This is a genomic window from Corynebacterium sp. UMB2355A (genome assembly GCF_033877495.1).
Classification (GTDB): Bacteria; Actinomycetota; Actinomycetes; order Mycobacteriales; family Mycobacteriaceae; genus Corynebacterium; species Corynebacterium pseudogenitalium.
Window position 1 is genome coordinate 1,630,770 of record NZ_CP138855.1, and the last position, 15,421, is coordinate 1,646,190.

Sequence of the window (15,421 nt, forward strand, 5' to 3'; positions counted from 1 at the left end):
GCAATCGAATAAGGTCTATTGCTTCAAAGTTGCTGGCAAAAAATGTGCTAGACAACAAACGATGTCAGATTTGGCACTGGCGCCCACTCCACAGCCACTCAGGGACAAGAAAACCCTTGCCACCCGCACCCCGCTGGCGTAATGTTCCGCTGGTGCCTGCTGACATTCGGCACCGCCAGCTCAATAGCGCGGCGGTGATCTTGTTCGGCTTCCTGGTAGCCCTGTTCGTGGGCACCGTGTTGCTGATGCTTCCGGCTTCCACTGTGAATCCGGGTGGGTTGCCGCTGTTGCCGGCGTTGTTTACGGCGACGTCCGCGCTGTGTGTAACCGGCCTAGCCATTGTGGATACGGCGACGTATTGGACTACGTTCGGCAAGGTGGTCATTGCCGTGTTGATCCAGGTTGGCGGGTTCGGGGTGATGAGCTTCGCGACGATTCTGGGTCAGGCGGTGGTCCGCAAAGCGAATTTGAGTGCGAATGTGATTTCGGCGGTGGAGCGTCGTACGGCGGTGGGCGGGATCGCGCCGCTGTTGAGGCGGGTCCTGCTGGTGAGCATCGTGGTGGAGGCGCTGGTCGCGCTGGCGTTGACGGCGCGGTTCGTGGCGTTGGGCTACCCGTTGTCGCGCGCGTTGGGGCATGGGGTGTTTCATGCGGTGTCGGCGTTTAACAATGCGGGGTTCGCGCTTTATTCGGACAACATGACCGGCTTCGTGGGGGATTGGTGGGTCTGCGTGCCTATCATGGCGGCGATCATTATTGGTGGTTTGGGGTTTCCGGTGCTGTTTCAGTTTCGGCGGGACGTGTTTCACCTGCACCGCTGGACGTTGAATACGCGCATGGTGGTTGCCGGTACGCTCTTCCTTCTTTGCTTTTCGACGGCCACCATCCTCGTCATGGAGTGGAACAACCCGCGCACGCTGGGTGGGTTGCCGGCGTCGGATGCGGTGTTGGCGGGGCTGTTTCAGGCGGTGCAGACCCGCACGAGCGGGTTCAACTCTGTCGATATTGGCGGGATGCACGAGCCGACGCTGTTCGCGATGGACCTGTTCATGTTTGTGGGGGCGGGCCCGGCGGCACGGCGGGTGGCGTGAAGATCACGACGGTGTTGGTGCTGGTGGCGGCGGTGTCGGCGGTGGTGCGGGGTCGCACGCAGCCGGTCATGCTGGGCAAAGGTGTCCCGGTGGAGGTGGTGCACCAGGCGATCACGGTGGTGATGCTCAGCGGCGCGCTGGTGGTGGCGGCGACGTTCGCGTTGTTGGCACTGACGCCGTTTCACCTGTCGGAGGTGTTGTTTGAGGTGTTGTCGGCGTTTGGCACGGTGGGATTGTCCACGGGCATTACGCCGCACCTGGATGCGCCTTCGTTGTTGGTCATTATTTTTATGATGATTGTTGGCAGGTTGGGTCCGATTACTGTGGCGACGGCGTTCGCGTTTGCGGAGCCGGCGTCGAAAATTTTGCTTCCTTATGAAAGGCCGATCATTGGTTAAGTTTGCAACGCCCACGTACGCGGTGCTTGGGCTCGGGAGGTTTGGCTCGGCGGTGGGCCGGGAGCTCATGTTTGACGACGCCACCGTCGTCGGCGTCGATCTGGAAGAGGCTGCCGTGAAGCGCAACAACGGGCTGCTGTCGAAGGTGGTGCAGGCTGACTGCACGGACGTGGCCACGATTGATGAGCTGGGCATTTCGGAGTTCGACGGCGTCGTCGTGGCGATCGGCGGGGCGCACGTGGAGGCGTCGATTTTGACGTGTTCGCTGTTGGTGGATGTGGGCGTCGAGAATTTGTGGGCGAAGTCCTCCGGTAATGCGCACGGGCGCATCCTGGACCAGATTGGTGTGCCGCATGCGGTGCACCCGGAGGAGGCGATGGGGCGGCGTGTGGCGCACTTGGTGCGTGGCGCGAACCTCGACTATGTGGAGTTGTCCTCGGGCACGGCGATTGTGCACACGGTGGTGCCGACGCACGTGGCGGGCCCGCTCGACGAGCAGGCGTTGTGGCAGAGCCACGGCGTGAAGGTGATTGCCGTGCGCCGGGAGGACCGCTGGCAGCCGGTGCTTGGACACATGGTCCTGGCGGCTGGCGAGCAGGTGCAGATCTATGGGGATTCGCGCCGGGTGGAAAAGTTCAGCCGCATGGCGGCACGGCGGCGCTAACCTGGGCTGCATGTCAGTACAGCACGCTTTCGACACTGCACGCGCGGCACAGCGCGCCTGGGCGACGACCCCTCTTCGCCAGCGCAGCCGCATCTTTCTCCGCTACCACGACCTGATCCTTGCCCACCGCTACGAGCTGGTGGACCTGATCCAGCAGGAGACCGGCAAGGCGAAGCACAACGCGTTCGACGAGGTCATGGACGTTGCGATCACCGCCCGCCACTACGCATACCGTGCAAAAACCCTGCTGGCGCTGGCCCGGGTGCGGGGCGCTATGCCACTGGTGACACGGACCGAGGTGCACCGGGCGCCGAAAGGCGTGGTGGGAGTGATCGCGCCGTGGAACTACCCGCTTTCGTTGGCGATGTCGGACGCAGTGGCGGCGCTGATTGCGGGCAACGCCGTGGTACTGAAGCCGGATACGCAAACCCCGCGCACCGCGCAGCGCGCCCACCAGCTGTTGGTGCAGGCCGGTTTGCCAGCCGACCTGTTCCAGGTTGTGGAAGGAAGCGGGCGGACGGTGGGGCAGGAGATCGTGAAGCGATGCGATTTCCTCATGTTCACAGGGTCCACCGCCACCGGCAGGAAGCTTGCCGCGCAGGCCGGGGAGCGTCTGATTGGGTTCTCCGCTGAGCTGGGCGGGAAGAACCCGCTGCTGGTTCTGGCTAGCGCAAACCCCGAGACGGCGGCGCGCGGTGCCGTCGACGCTTGCTTCAGCAACACCGGCCAGCTGTGCATTTCCGTGGAGCGGATCTACGTGGACCGCGCCGTGGCAGAAGTGTTCCTTGAACAGTTTGTGGCGCTGACGAAACGCCTGCGCATTGGGCACGGGTGGGGTGACGATGTTGGCTCGTTGATTTCTGCGGAGCACCTCTCACGCATCGACGCCTACGTCCACGACGCCGTGGACAAAGGCGCCACCGTCCTGACCGGTGGAGAAGCGCTACCGCAGCTCGGCGACACGTTCTACGCACCGACCATCCTCGTGGACGTCCCGGAGGACTCCAATCTGTACCGTGAGGAAGTGTTCGGGCCGGTCGTCTACGTGGAGGTGGTGGATGGGCCGGAGGTGGGCGTCGAGAAGATGAATGACACCGACTACGGGCTCAATGCCTCGATTTGGGGCGCGGAGGACGAGGCGCGCGTGGTCGCGGAGCATGTGCATGCGGGAACCGTGAACATCAACGAGGGTTACGCGGCCGCGTGGGCATCGATGGACGCGCCGATGGGCGGGTGGAAACAATCAGGTGTGGGGCGGCGCCATGGCGACGAAGGCCTGCTGAAGTACACCGAGGCGCGCACCGTGGCGGCGCAGCGCTATTTGCCGCTCGGCGGGGTCGGCGCTGGCGGCGGCAAGCAGGTCGCGGACACGATGGCGCTCGGGCTGCGGTTGGGCAAGCGTCTGCTGCGCTAGGCCCGGCTAGTCCTTGCTCTCGTCGCCGTGGCCGGTGGCGTGCGCGATGGCATCGGCGAGCCACTGTGCCAGGCCAGGTTGGCGTTCTTCGTAGTAGCGCTTGAAGCGTTCATCGGCGATGTAGCCGCGCGAGATCTGAAACTGCATCTCCGGGGTGACGTCGAAAAACTGCCCGATCACCTTCCGGTGTTCCTCGACGAGTTCGGCGGCTTCCGCGCTGTCGGTGGGCACGTCGCGGCGAACAGCGTCGGCGAGTTTGGTATCGATGGCGTCGAAACGCTGCTTGCTGTCCTCCCAGTCGCTCGCGCCCCAGTTGCCGGTGCGGCCCTGGTACTGCGCCCAGCCGGGCGTGTCGCCGTAGACCTCTTGCGCTTCGGCTTGATGTTCGGCGTAGTTAGGGTCGCCGAGGATCTCGCCGATTTCTTCGAGGGTTGGCTTGTGATTGTTCATTGCTTGCTCCAATAACTTTTCGACGGCCACCACCATCCCATCGATCCGCGAACGCTCCTCAAGCAGGCGTTCGTGTTGCCTGCGCAGGTGTTCCCGGTTCGAGGTGGGGTGGGAGAGTACTTCTTTGATTTCAGACAGTTTCATACCGGTGGTCCGGTAGACCAGGATGTGCTGGATGCGCTCCAGGTCATCTGGCGTGTACAGCCTGTAGTTTGACCAGCTGCGGTACACAGGTTCGATGAGGCCGGCCTGCTCCCAGTGGTGCAGGGTTCGCACCGTGATCCCGAATGCGTTGGCCACTTCGCCGACTGTGTAAAGCTCTTCGTTGTTGGTCATGGCAGTCATTGTGCAGCCTGACGTTACGTCAGAGTCAAGCCTTGCTCTCGTCGATCTTGGAAAGCAGCTCGTCCGGGCCATACAGCGCGGTGATGTCGGCGGGGATGAAGAAGTCTTCGGTGAAGAACTGACCCTTGGATGCGAACTCCCTGTTCACCCACGCGCCGAATGCATCCACTGGGATGAGTGGTATGCCGTACTGGCTGGCGGTCAGGTCGTCGGTGATGAGGGCGTCGCAAAGTGAGATGGGGATTTCCGGGCTGTACACGAGGCCGAGCTCGTCGCACAGGAGCGCCATGCGTGCACCGTCGGTGATGTGGATCCCGTTGATGACGATGAATCCGCGGAACGCCACCTGGTGGCCTTCCTCGAGGATGTCCGCGAGGAAGGTCTCGTAGGGCGAACCCGTGTAGTACCTATGCCAGTCCTCAAAATCGGCGAACGAGACGATTGGGATGCCCAGCTCCCTGGCGGTTCTTGCCTTGCGCGACATGGATGCCGGGTCCCACGCTACGAGGACATCGCACGTGGTTGCAGAGACGCTGTCTTCGAAGATGAGTCCGCACGACTCGCAGGCGGTGATGAGCTGCTCTTCGCCGTCGTAGAAGCTGATGGCTTCGCGGCAGCCCGTAAATACCACCCTTATGCCTGGGGAGAGCAGCGCAGCAATATCGATGTTTTGCTCTTCGCCTTCCGGGAGGGACACCTGCGTCAGCCCTGTCATGATGGCGCGTTTGCGCACCTCCTCTTCGGCCCGCTTCGTCCAAACACCGCGAGACATCCCCCAGGAAGAAAGCCGCAGGGCAGTCTGTTGGAGCATGCGCTGGTCGCCGACTTCCACGCCGGAGCCAGAGAAGGCTGCCCAGGCGTTATCGGAGTCGGTCGCGCGGGTCTGATCGAGCTTGAGCGGGGCAGCGGGTGCCCAAAACGGCTGGAAGAGCGCGCCTTCTTGTGTATCGGATGCGTCGGGTACCGGTCGCACGTAGGGGATCTCGACGCCCCCCGAGAGGAAGTCGAGCGCCATTGAATGTGCCCGCTCGACGACGTCACTGCCCTCAACAATGATGTCGAGTGACTCGGCGTCGATACCGTCCCCGAGCTCCATGTCGAGGCCTCGTGCCTGGTAGCGGCCGGCGTCCTGGGCCCTCTCGAGCCGATCACCGACGACAATGCCACCCGCAGCCTGCCGTAGCAGCAGCGGCCAAAAGTCCTCGAGCCTTGGTGCGAGAGCAAGCCCACCTGGAGGAACCTCGTTGTCGAGGCCGAACTGCCCCAAGTCAGACATCGGGTTGAGCCACGTGCCAAAGTCCGCAACGACCTGGCCACGCTCCACAACCACCGCGTGAACGCGAACCACGTGGTAGCTCACATTAAAACTGACACCGTCAAAGGAGAGGAACACGTAACGCTCGGGATCCTGCCTTGCCTCCTCCAGCATCATCTCCAGCGGTGAGTCGGGCCCAGCCAATTCTCCCGCAGCGATGAGTTGCACGCCCCCAAACGGTTCGTTGTTCTTTCGCACGCGCTGCAGGGCGACGCTCATCATCAACAGGAGCTCTGTGTTGACGTTGTGGGCGTCGTCGATAATTAATGTCTCAATCAAGCTGAGCAGCAGCTTTGCACTGTCGATGTCCCAGGAACCGCCCGGCAGGACGTCGCCGAGCGTCATGAAGGGATCGAAATTGAATGCAGAGTCGATCGTCAGCCCGCTGATGCCGCTCGCCGCGCGTCCCAGCAGCGCGACGGGCAGCACCCGTTTGCGCTGGCTATCGGGTAGTGCGTCGTTCACCTCCATGAACGTGCGCAGCAACGCCGACTTGCCGGTGCCGGGCGCGCCGTCGATCACAACGCTCTCGCCGTTGAGCATCGACGCGAGCTCATGCTCGAAGTCCTGCGGCATAGAAATAGCCATGACCTGCACCTTTCGCATCAACTATCACTTGTTGACTTCATTGAAGCATGCAGCCCCGACATTGCACGGGCGATGTTCGAACGGGGGTTCGCGGTGCTATTACGTGGTGCAGGGGCGTGCAGCGATTAGCCTGGGAACATCGCTGTTTTCTGCTAGCCAGGCGGCCAACTTCGGGTCAAGCATCCTGGCAAGCTTCAGGGTCTCCTCGTGTGCCTCCGTGCAGGTCATACGGTGAGGCTGTCCAGGCATCGGGAAACCTCTGATGAGCGGTTCATGGTGGGCTACACGGTTTCGAATGCTATTGACTCGCTTGCAAATCCCGTGCACCCAATCTCTGGTGAAACCAGCATGTTGCTGTCTTGCTACGTTTCTTCCTTCAGGGAAAGCATGACGTAGGGCGGCTTCCCAGTTGTGCTCGTAATTGACGCGGACCCGTCTGGGGGACTTGCCTGTATGTCCTCCTTTGTCAAAGAGATTCGTCCAAAAACCAAAGGTACAGTTAGCGAAAAGATGCCCGGGAACGTCACCATCGTTTGGACGCTCACGTACCCTCCTGGAAAGTTGCGACCAAGCCACCGCAAGATTCTGCTCTGACCGTTCATCCAGTGGAATTTCGAGGTACCAGTGGCTGCCCCATTTTGCAGCTGCCGCTTTATTGATCGATTCCCGTAGTGCAACTTCCAAAATGGCAATATCCGCTAGAAATGCAGTAGATAGCTTGATGTTCCATATATAGAGCTCGAGGGCTTCGTCTATGTTGCCGTTCGGCGATTCGCTAAGAAAACTGGCTAAACGGGCGGGTGGGAGGGAACCCCAAAGCAAGGCAGCATTTGTTGAAGGCAGTTGTGTAGGAAACGTCATTGCTATAGGCTAGCCAATGTAGTCCCCCGGATCCGGACCATAGTTAAATGTCTATGGTTCCCGGGGGTTTATTATTCTGAAACGCTTGTCGGGTGGTAGCCCACCACGACAGGTTCGTTCACGAACCGGCCACCGATGGTGGGCGTGCTGCTTGCTCCGGTCGACCTCTTACCGTCGACCTGCTCGCGTCGACCAACCCTGGTCAGCGCAAAATCGGCAAAATCGCACCAAAAAGGCCCAAAATGCTGTGACCTGCGTTGGTCGACCGGAAGAGGTCGACAGGAACGGAAGCGACGGGAACGAACGCCCCAGAAACGCCCCAAAACCCGCCCGGAAACCTTTACTCCAAACCATATCTTGCACTAAGGTAAGGCAAGCCTAATAATTCTACGAGGAGGGTGAACCTTATGAAGAAGTCCCAACGTCGGATCCACGCTGTGCTGCCAGCGCTGCCCGCGGTTGCGCTCGCGGCAAGTCTCGCCGTCGCACCGCTGGCCGTCCCGGCCCAAGCCCAGGAGGCTGGCACCACGGCCGTCGCGCCCGTCGCAGCAGCTCAGCCAGCTGGGACAACACCGCTTGCTGACGCCCAATCCCAAACCCTGGAGTGGGAACTGAGCAAACGCGCCCTGCTGTGGGACGCCGCCGTGGAAGGGGAGGGAGTCTCCGTCGTTCCGGTTGACGAGTCCGAGCCGAACAATGGGAGCCTGAAACTGACCAAGGCGACCGGCTGGGTGAACGAGGACACCAAGGCGCTGTCGGTGCAGTGGACTGGTCAGGTGACCTACACGATTAACGGGGCGCAAACGATCTCTTTCAAGGACTTCGCGCTCGAGGTCGATGTGGAGGGCGCCGGTAAGATTACGGCGGTCGTGAGCTCGGCGGACCCGAACCAGGCAGTGAATAATAAGGAAGCGAAGCGGGTCACCGTCGCGACGTTCAAGGGTGCCAACGTTGCCGTCGAGGGAAAGACGGTGACGGTGGGGGCGACGCCGGAGTACGAAGGGGTCGTCTATAAGCGGGATGAGGACATTTCCTACCCGGATGCGTGGCCGACTGAGCTGGTGAACAACGTGACGGACTCGGTGCGGTCGTGGTTCTACAACTCGGGGAGCAGGTGGGAGGACCAGAAGAAGCCGGCGCCGTTTGCTGTGACGCTGGAGCTCGGCGAGAAGCCCGAGGAGCCTGCCAAGCCGGAACCGGCACCAGCGCCAGGGCAGCAGCCAGAAGGCGGCATCCGCGACGCCTCGATTAATCGTGACGGCCACCTGATCCTGACCTTCACCAACGGCGCGACCAAGGACCTCGGCAAAGTGGTGGGGAAGGACGGCAAGGATGGCCGCAACGGCGCTGATGGTAAGGACGGTCACGATGGTCGTGACGGCCGCGATGCTCCCGCTGGTAGGGACGGCAAGGATGGCCGCGACGGCGCCGCAGGAAAAGACGGCGCCCCAGGTAAGGAAGGCGCCCCAGGCACAAATGGCAACAACGGCAAGGACGGTCGCGGTATCGCGTCGGTGAAGACGGATAAGGACGGCAAGCTCGTTGTGACGCTGACGGACGGGACGGTGCTGCCGCCGGTCGAGATGCCGTCGGCGCAGCAGCAGGGCATGGCCCCGGAGTCGATTGTGGCGATTGTGCTGGGGGTCATCGCCACGCTGTTGGGTGGGTTTGCCGCGTTGCATACGCTCGCGGCGAGCATCCTGCCGAAGATCTAACGCCTAACGCTGCAGGCGCTTGAGCAGCGCCGCGATCACGGGGGACTGGGTAGCTAGGCCTGCGACGACGGCGAGCAGGGCTGCCCCGCCCGCGATCAGCACCGCGCCCCAAGCTGGGAACTTGGTAGGGGCAGCAGGGGTAGTGGGCTCTGCAGGCACGGTAGGCGCTGCGGTCGTCGAAGTCGGGGTGGTCGGGGTGGTCGTCGGCGCCTCCTTGGCCTCTGCAACTTCGACCTGCACGGGGTTGGTCGGCATAGTGAAGCGTATCGCCTGCGTCGCGGGGTCGACTTCGTAGTCTTTCACGCCGGTCACCGACCATTTCGCCTTCGTGTTCAGGGGGCTCGTCAGGGTGACATCGGTGCCGGGCGCCACGTATTCGCCGTACTCGTGCGCGATGCCCGCCGCGTACAGTCGCTGGCTGATTGGTTTATCGACGTCCCCTACGACAAAGCGCGTCGACGTCCCGAAGTCTGTGGTGACGAATTTGCCGTTGACCCATCGGCTGGCGTTGACGGAGGCTTGGTAGACGCCGGGGTCGGCGTCGTCGAACTTGGCGGTGCGGGCGTTGGGGTCGGAAAGGTCGAGGCTGCGGAGTGTTTTGGCACTGGTGCAGTGTTCGACGCACTCGATCTGGGCGCGCCACGCGGTGCCGGGGACGGACTCGGGGTAGTCCCACGCGACGGTGACGTTGCGCTTCTGGTCGATCTCGCCGCGGACGTTGGATGGCGTCGCTACGTGGTCGGTTGTTACCGACGGCACCTTGAACGTGACGCCGCGGTCGAAGTAGCGTTCGCTGAGTGCCAGGGCGTGCGCCGCCATGATCCCGACCGTGTATGTTTGCCCCGGTTGTAGCGTGTTTGCCTCCACGAGCAGGTCGAGGTCCAGCTTCCCGCCGTTGTCTTTCATCACGGCGGCGGGGATCCAGCGAGCGACGAGCGCGTCGCCGTCGCCGGTCATGGTGGAGCAGTGGTTGAGGCGCCACACCCGCGTCGGCGTGAGCACCACGTAGACGCCGTTGGATGCCCCGGGCGTCGACGCCGGGTTGATCCCCGACCCCTTCAACTTGAACGTGATGTCCTTGGTTGGGTCGATGGTGTCGGGGCCGGTGACGTCGAACTGCACGCCGAGGTTCGGGTGCCGCGTGTCGAGTTCGCCGGTGCAGCCGGGGGCGGTGGCGGCGTCGATAGTTGGGAAGGCGTGCGCGACCGCAACGTTGGGGCTGAGCAGCGCGAATAGGGTAGCGCCCGTTGCGACGCGACGCCGTGTGGATACGTTCAAGATGAGACTCCCCTCATTAGGTAACTTAGGTTAGCCTTATCTTAAATGTCTATCGCTATTGTGTGCAACGGCTGGCACGCTTTTTGATACTGCGAGACTGTGTCTGGCCAAGTCGTCCCGGGGGACACAACCCGAATTACGGAGGACATGATAACGAAAGCTCCGAAACTGTGTTCACGTTGTCCTTCTGGAAGCGAGGAGAACTTGCGATTTGTTGCGAAACGGTTGTAGCTGGTTTGATTTTGCAGCTTGGCGAAGTATATCCCCCGATTGCAATAAGAAATCCAGCCCACACTCTGAGCTTGGCTCGGAGGCGGGCTGAACGATTGACATGAATCCTAGCGTTCGTGAGGTTAGTTCCACAAGCCTGAAAACTCGTTTGTATCAATTTGCTAGCTGTAGCTACCCAGAGATGTTTGTCGGGCTCCTCCGCTAAGGTAAAAACTACGTAACTAGCGGGAGGTGAGTGATGACTGTTCGAGTCGACATTGCAGAACCGACACTGCGCTGGGCGCTGCAGCGAACCGGTAGCACGGTGGAAGAACTTGCCCAAAGAAGTGATTTTCGGTTGGTCCGGCAATGGCTGGAAGGCAAGGTGTCGCCGACGCTGCATCAGGCTGAGCACTTGGCATCGCTTGCATGTATCCCGTTTGGTTACTTGCTTCTCGACGGCCCCACGGACGACCAGCCGAATCTCCCAGATTTTCGCACCGTGGATAGTAAGAAAGTAACTGAGTTCAGCCCAGCGTTGAAGGAGACGATTTATACCTGTGAGCGCCGCTTGAGCTGGTATGCAGAATTTGCGCGCGCGGAAGGAATTGATCCTCCAAATTTCGGTGGTGCCTGGACACTGCGTGATAGCCCGGACGATGCGGTGTGTGCATTGTTACCCCAGCTTGCCGATGCCGGATGGAGGCCAGGTAAAGCGCCCACTGGTCGGGAGAATGTGCTGGAATTAGCGGATGCAATTGAGCACTGCGGTGTCTTAGTGATGCGGAACTCCGTACTTGGAAATAACAACCACCGCAAACTCGACATCGACGAGTTTCGTGCTTTCACACTGTTCGATGGCCCCTACCCCTTGATCTTTGTTAACGGCAGTGATTACAAAGTTGGGCAGTACTTCAGCCTTGCTCACGAGCTGGGCCACGTACTGCTCGCTGCAGAAGGTCTCACAGGTGCCATGAATGATCATCACGATGTGGAGCGATGGTGTAACAGGTTTGCAGCTGCCCTGCTTCTGCCACAGCATGCGTTGTTGCAGGAATGGGACAGAAATCCCGATCTGAAACGCATCACTGAATGGGCATACGATGCGTACCGGGTAAGCGCGGATACGGCACTGTGGTCCCTTGTGGGGCAGCGCCGCCTTGGCAAACCACAAGTGCAGGAATTCCTTCGGCAACGTCCCTCGAACCCTACGCCTCCGATTGTTAGTGGAGGCGGTGACTTCTTCGTCACGTTGAAGTCGCGGCTGGGTGGCCGATTTTTGGACACCGTCACCGGGGCATATGTAGACGGTGCAATTTCTGAAGAGGAGGCTTCGCGTCAACTGGGGATTGCCAAGACCGAGACGTTGAAGAATACGGTTACTCGTGCGCAGGGGGTCGCATAGATGTACCTCATCGATACGAATATCGTGATTGGTGCGTTCAACCATCGGCCACGGGACATTTTTGAAACGTACTGGCGGCAGTTCGATTCGTTTTTCTCCAATGGTCAGTTTTATTTTCACCAGACTGTAGAAGATGAGTTGCTGAAACGAGATGACGAAAAGTCACAGTGGCTGAGAAGCTTCGTCCCTACGTCGCAGGTTCTCACTGTGACGCAAGAAGAGGTTGACTCCTATCGTGCGGTAACACGATGGGTGCGTGATCGTAAGGATGCTCCCTATGAAGAAAGTGCAATTCGAGAATTTTTGCGCGTTGCAGATTCTTGGATAGTGGCGAGTGCGCATGCCCGAGACTTCATCGTGATCACCAATGAGACCCCGAGTCCGCGAAAACGAACGCGGGTCAAGCTGCCTGACGTTGCCAATGGCTTGGGAGTGCAGTGCATGACAGAGTTTGATTTCTTAAGGCAACAAAGCATTATTTTTTAAAACGGCCAATCCGACCCCACGCCACGCTCTATAACCCTTCGACCGTCCCGAGGAACCCCGCGATGATGTCCCGGTACGTGCCGTGCACACACTAGGAGCGGCCATATCTGGAACTGGGGTTAAAGAGGACGGCGAGATCAAGTGGTTTGAGGGCCAGTCATCAGATGGACTAATCAATGTTGACGAACGGTTGAAGAAGTTGAAGGCGGGTTCGCTGACGATGATGCGCACGGACGATTTGACACCTACGGATGAAGTTTTGGCGGTGATTAGCGTTGATTGACGTTGCAGCACGGGCGGTGGAGCGCGCTAGGGAGGCGCTGCCCGAGCGCCTGTGGTCTAACCGGGTGGTTGTTTACGGTGACGAGGCGATGGTAATGCCGGAGGAAACAGTGCCCATGGTGGTTGGTGACGCTCCCGCCTGGGTAACCCCTACAGAGGTTGTGGCTTTGTCCTCCAACGCTGATACGTGGCCGGAGTGGTACTGGCAGGTGTGTGAGGACGATTCCGCCTGGGTGATTATCACGCAACACTGACCGCCACCCTGACTCCGCGATACTCCTCCCCGTTACCACCAAGGCGTGGAACACCACCCAAGCCCCCAAGGAGGAGACAAACCACATGTCGGATGAAAACACCACCCCCGCAGAACTCGCACAGCAGGCCGCTGACAAGGCGCAGCAAGCCCAGCACGACACCGAGCAGGGCAACTACACCCAAGCCGGTGAACACCTAGGCGAGGCGCAGGCCAACGAGGCGGACGAAGCCGTAGACCTTGACGCGCTACGTAAGCAGCTCGCCCGATACGAAGCGGAAAACCGCAAGTTGAAGAACGAGAACGGCGACCGCCGAGTGAAGGCGAAGCAGGCGGAAGAACAGGCAGCGACGTTGAAGAAACTCGCGCAGGTACTCGGTTTTGAACCGTCCGACGAAGACCCGGAGGAACAAATCAAGCAGGCCAAGGCCGCCGCGCAGGAACGAGAAGCCGAGCGTGACAAGCTCCAGGCCGAACTCGACCGAATGCGCGAGGACAACACCCTACGCAAGCTGGCGAAGGAAAACGGGGCAGCCCCGACATGCTTGTGCCGTATCTCCGTGGTGTAGGTGATCTCCCGAAGTGGGGCAGCGACGAGTGGGACAGTAAGGCTGGCGAACTCGTCACCAACACGCTCAACTCATTCCCACAGTTCAAGGCGGGTGGGGTAGCACCCCGCACCAGCGGAACCCCAGCCCCACGAACAACAACGATGGCCGAATCCTCACCGCCGATGACCTCAACCGCCTGTACGCACAGGGCAAGTTTGAGGAAATCAACAAGGCAGTGGAGGAAGGCCGTATCAGCCGCTAACAGTTTCCACTAGGAGGAACACACTATGGCAACTCCACAGTCCCACAAGAACTGGGATCCGGTAATTGGCCCCGTTGTCGCGTCCGCGCTCATGCAGCCGCTCAAGGAGACCTGGGCATTCGCGCAGGAAGGCGTGACGAACCGCGAATTCGAAGGTGAAATCAAGGGCAAGGGTGACGAGGTTGTTGTCTCCAACCTTGGCCGTCCCCACCATCCGTAAGTACGACGAGTCCGAAGACATGATTGTTGAAGATGTCGAGTTCGGAGAGCGTAAGTTCAAGACCGACCAGGGCGACTACTTCAACTTCAAGATTCCGCTGGTATCTTCCGTCCAGTCTGCTCTGGACGTGAAGCCGGAGGCAGTCAGCGAGGCAGAGGAAGGCATGTCCGAGCAGGTCGATACCTACATCGGCAAGCTCATGAAGGACGGAGTGAAGAACTCCAACAAGGTGGGCACCCTCCCGCTCGACATTGAGAAGAAGGACGCGTACAAGACGCTGGTGGCGCTGCGTAAGAAACTCAACGCCACTTCGGTTCCGAAGACTGACCGTTTCGTGATGGTTGGCCCGGAGATGGAATCGGCGTTGCTGTACGACGAGCGCCTGGACAAGGCAGTGAACAACAGCAATCTCTTGAACGGTGAGATTGGTCGCCTGCTCGGGTTCCGCATCATTTCCGCGCCGACGGTGCCGGGCCGTGAGGTGGTCATTGCGGGCCACCCGATGGCTACCCCGTTCGGCTACCAGATCACGGAGGTGGAGGAATCGTCCATGCTGCCGTTCCGTTTCACCCGTGCGATTACGGGCCTCCAGGTGTACGGCGGTTCCGTGATCCGCCCGGAGGCGCTGGCGACGGCTGAACAGGATGTGGTGGAGCCGACCACGGCGGGTGCTACCGAGTAGACGCTAGCCCGTAGCAGACAGCGAAGGGGGTCAGGGTGTGTGCCTTGGCCCCCTTTACCCATACCTGGATGAAGGGCACACCATGAATAATCCGTATCAGGAAGAACTACTTAACCGTCTCCGTGACCATGAGAACGCGGGGGTGAACGTGAACTGACCCGGCTTATCAACTGGGGTACATCCGCTGTGTTGAAGTACACAGCTGTGCGGGCGCTCACTAAGACGATGATTGAGAAGTGGGTCAGAGTTAAGGCAGCAGGGTGTGTTCGATGCCGTCTAGGATCACATCGATGACGAGGTCGTAGTATTCCTCGGACATCGCTTCTTCTTCATCAGGGTGTGAGAGAGGCTCCAGGTAAGAGTTGACAATACTGGTCAGTCCAACAGATTGAGCCATCATAGGCTCAAGCCTGACAAGCATTTCGTGCAGGTTGTGGCGAGGCTGGATTTGATTGGATGCGCGCAGGTTTCTCGCTCCGATCGTGTGGATGATCGAGTTCGCGATAATTGTGTAGGCCACAGGCGAATTGTCACCAAACCCAGCTTCTTGTAGTTTGGCCCAGGCTCCATCGATCATCGGCAAAAACTGTTCGGTGAACTTGCCCCGCGCGAACCTGTCGGTAATCCCCGGATATGCTAACAATGCGGGGCGTAGATTGTGAGCCATAGCTCGAAACCAGGCTTTCCATTCAAGGTCCGGGTCGGGAACTTCAATCCCGACACATACCCGGTCTACAACAGCATCACAAATGGCTTCCTTGTTTGGAAAATAATGATAAATCACTGAGGGAACCACGCCCAGTTCACGGGCAATGTCCCGTACTGACCATCCCTCAACGCCACTGATCGCGCTTAACTGTACAGCTTGTTTGACAATCAGCTCGCGTGATAGCCCAGCCCTTCGCCCCGTTGGCACAGTGTTCATAAGGTGACCCTAACTTATTCCTTGAC

At 60.1% G+C, this 15,421-nt stretch carries 14 protein-coding genes and 1 pseudogene; 10 read left to right on the forward strand and 5 right to left on the reverse strand.

Annotation, left to right across the window (positions count from 1 at the left end):
- Positions 1-245: 245 nt before the first annotated feature.
- The 3 genes and pseudogenes from R0V12_RS07565 (at position 246) to R0V12_RS07575 (ending at position 3,567) form a co-directional block, all read left to right on the forward strand.
- A pseudogene (locus R0V12_RS07565) lies at positions 246-1,489 on the forward strand (TrkH family potassium uptake protein).
- Positions 1,482-2,153, forward strand: coding sequence for a potassium channel family protein (locus tag R0V12_RS07570; RefSeq protein ID WP_320072420.1), 672 nt, complete (start codon positions 1,482-1,484; stop codon positions 2,151-2,153). Before R0V12_RS07565 ends, R0V12_RS07570 begins: the two are co-directional and overlap by 8 nt.
- A gap of 10 nt (positions 2,154-2,163) precedes the next feature.
- Positions 2,164-3,567 carry a succinic semialdehyde dehydrogenase gene (locus R0V12_RS07575; RefSeq protein ID WP_320072421.1) on the forward strand — a complete coding sequence of 468 codons (1,404 nt, stop codon included), beginning with the start codon at positions 2,164-2,166 and terminating at the stop codon, positions 3,565-3,567.
- A 6-nt stretch (positions 3,568-3,573) separates the two neighbouring features.
- Here the strand turns inward: R0V12_RS07575 and R0V12_RS07580 are convergent, their stop codons facing one another.
- From R0V12_RS07580 to R0V12_RS07590, 3 genes are all read right to left on the reverse strand, one after another.
- Positions 3,574-4,353 (reverse strand): MerR family transcriptional regulator, encoded by a 780-nt coding sequence (locus R0V12_RS07580; protein ID WP_320072422.1) that lies wholly within the window; start codon positions 4,351-4,353, stop codon positions 3,574-3,576.
- Positions 4,354-4,387: 34 nt separating this feature from the next.
- Positions 4,388-6,265, reverse strand: a complete 1,878-nt coding sequence (locus tag R0V12_RS07585; RefSeq protein WP_320072423.1) for an AAA family ATPase — start codon at positions 6,263-6,265, stop codon at positions 4,388-4,390.
- 99 nt (positions 6,266-6,364) lie between these two features.
- Positions 6,365-7,126, reverse strand: coding sequence for an Abi family protein (locus R0V12_RS07590; protein WP_084028621.1), 762 nt, complete (start codon positions 7,124-7,126; stop codon positions 6,365-6,367).
- A 407-nt stretch (positions 7,127-7,533) separates the two neighbouring features.
- On the opposite strand from R0V12_RS07590, the gene R0V12_RS07595 reads away from it, so the two are divergent.
- Positions 7,534-8,841, forward strand: a complete 1,308-nt coding sequence (locus R0V12_RS07595; RefSeq protein WP_320072424.1) for an HtaA domain-containing protein — start codon at positions 7,534-7,536, stop codon at positions 8,839-8,841.
- Positions 8,842-8,844: 3 nt separating this feature from the next.
- On the opposite strand, the gene R0V12_RS07600 is transcribed toward R0V12_RS07595, so the two are convergent.
- Entirely contained in the window at positions 8,845-10,119 is a 1,275-nt protein-coding gene (locus tag R0V12_RS07600; RefSeq protein ID WP_320072425.1) for a hypothetical protein, read from the reverse strand.
- Positions 10,120-10,588: 469 nt separating this feature from the next.
- Between R0V12_RS07600 and R0V12_RS07605 the strand changes: the two genes are divergently transcribed.
- From R0V12_RS07605 to R0V12_RS07630, 6 genes are all read left to right on the forward strand, one after another.
- Positions 10,589-11,734, forward strand: coding sequence for an ImmA/IrrE family metallo-endopeptidase (locus tag R0V12_RS07605; protein ID WP_320072426.1), 1,146 nt, complete (start codon positions 10,589-10,591; stop codon positions 11,732-11,734).
- The gene (locus R0V12_RS07610) at positions 11,735-12,220 is read left to right on the forward strand and encodes a DUF4411 family protein (RefSeq protein WP_070975723.1); all 486 of its coding nucleotides are present in this window, start codon (positions 11,735-11,737) and stop codon (positions 12,218-12,220) included.
- Between the two features lie 275 nt (positions 12,221-12,495).
- Positions 12,496-12,756: a hypothetical protein gene (locus tag R0V12_RS07615; RefSeq protein ID WP_143000822.1), complete on the forward strand. Its 261-nt coding sequence runs from the start codon at positions 12,496-12,498 to the stop codon at positions 12,754-12,756.
- Between the two features lie 85 nt (positions 12,757-12,841).
- The gene (locus tag R0V12_RS07620) at positions 12,842-13,324 is read left to right on the forward strand and encodes a hypothetical protein (protein WP_320072427.1); all 483 of its coding nucleotides are present in this window, start codon (positions 12,842-12,844) and stop codon (positions 13,322-13,324) included.
- A gap of 269 nt (positions 13,325-13,593) precedes the next feature.
- Positions 13,594-13,788 (forward strand): hypothetical protein, encoded by a 195-nt coding sequence (locus tag R0V12_RS07625; protein WP_071566606.1) that lies wholly within the window; start codon positions 13,594-13,596, stop codon positions 13,786-13,788.
- A complete protein-coding gene (locus R0V12_RS07630) occupies positions 13,751-14,470 on the forward strand; it encodes a hypothetical protein (protein ID WP_256006089.1) in 720 nt (239 codons plus the stop codon). The genes R0V12_RS07625 and R0V12_RS07630 overlap by 38 nt, the downstream gene beginning before the upstream one ends.
- A gap of 247 nt (positions 14,471-14,717) precedes the next feature.
- On the opposite strand, the gene R0V12_RS07635 is transcribed toward R0V12_RS07630, so the two are convergent.
- The gene (locus R0V12_RS07635) at positions 14,718-15,395 is read right to left on the reverse strand and encodes a TetR/AcrR family transcriptional regulator (protein WP_070614954.1); all 678 of its coding nucleotides are present in this window, start codon (positions 15,393-15,395) and stop codon (positions 14,718-14,720) included.
- Between the last annotated feature and the right edge of the window lie 26 nt (positions 15,396-15,421).

Bases quoted from the DNA above. Each gene is read 5' to 3' on its own strand.
- R0V12_RS07580 (WP_320072422.1), bottom strand. From the start codon at position 4,353: ATGACCAACAACGAAGAGCTTTACACAGTCGGCGAAGTGGCCAACGCA.
- R0V12_RS07585 (WP_320072423.1), bottom strand. From the start codon at position 6,265: ATGGCTATTTCTATGCCGCAGGACTTCGAGCATGAGCTCGCGTCGATG.
- R0V12_RS07620 (WP_320072427.1), top strand. From the start codon at position 12,842: ATGTCGGATGAAAACACCACCCCCGCAGAACTCGCACAGCAGGCCGCT.
- R0V12_RS07595 (WP_320072424.1), top strand. From the start codon at position 7,534: ATGAAGAAGTCCCAACGTCGGATCCACGCTGTGCTGCCAGCGCTGCCC.
- R0V12_RS07575 (WP_320072421.1), top strand. From the start codon at position 2,164: ATGTCAGTACAGCACGCTTTCGACACTGCACGCGCGGCACAGCGCGCC.
- R0V12_RS07610 (WP_070975723.1), top strand. From the start codon at position 11,735: ATGTACCTCATCGATACGAATATCGTGATTGGTGCGTTCAACCATCGG.
- R0V12_RS07590 (WP_084028621.1), bottom strand. From the start codon at position 7,126: ATGACGTTTCCTACACAACTGCCTTCAACAAATGCTGCCTTGCTTTGG.
- R0V12_RS07625 (WP_071566606.1), top strand. From the start codon at position 13,594: ATGGCAACTCCACAGTCCCACAAGAACTGGGATCCGGTAATTGGCCCC.
- R0V12_RS07635 (WP_070614954.1), bottom strand. From the start codon at position 15,395: ATGAACACTGTGCCAACGGGGCGAAGGGCTGGGCTATCACGCGAGCTG.
- R0V12_RS07605 (WP_320072426.1), top strand. From the start codon at position 10,589: ATGACTGTTCGAGTCGACATTGCAGAACCGACACTGCGCTGGGCGCTG.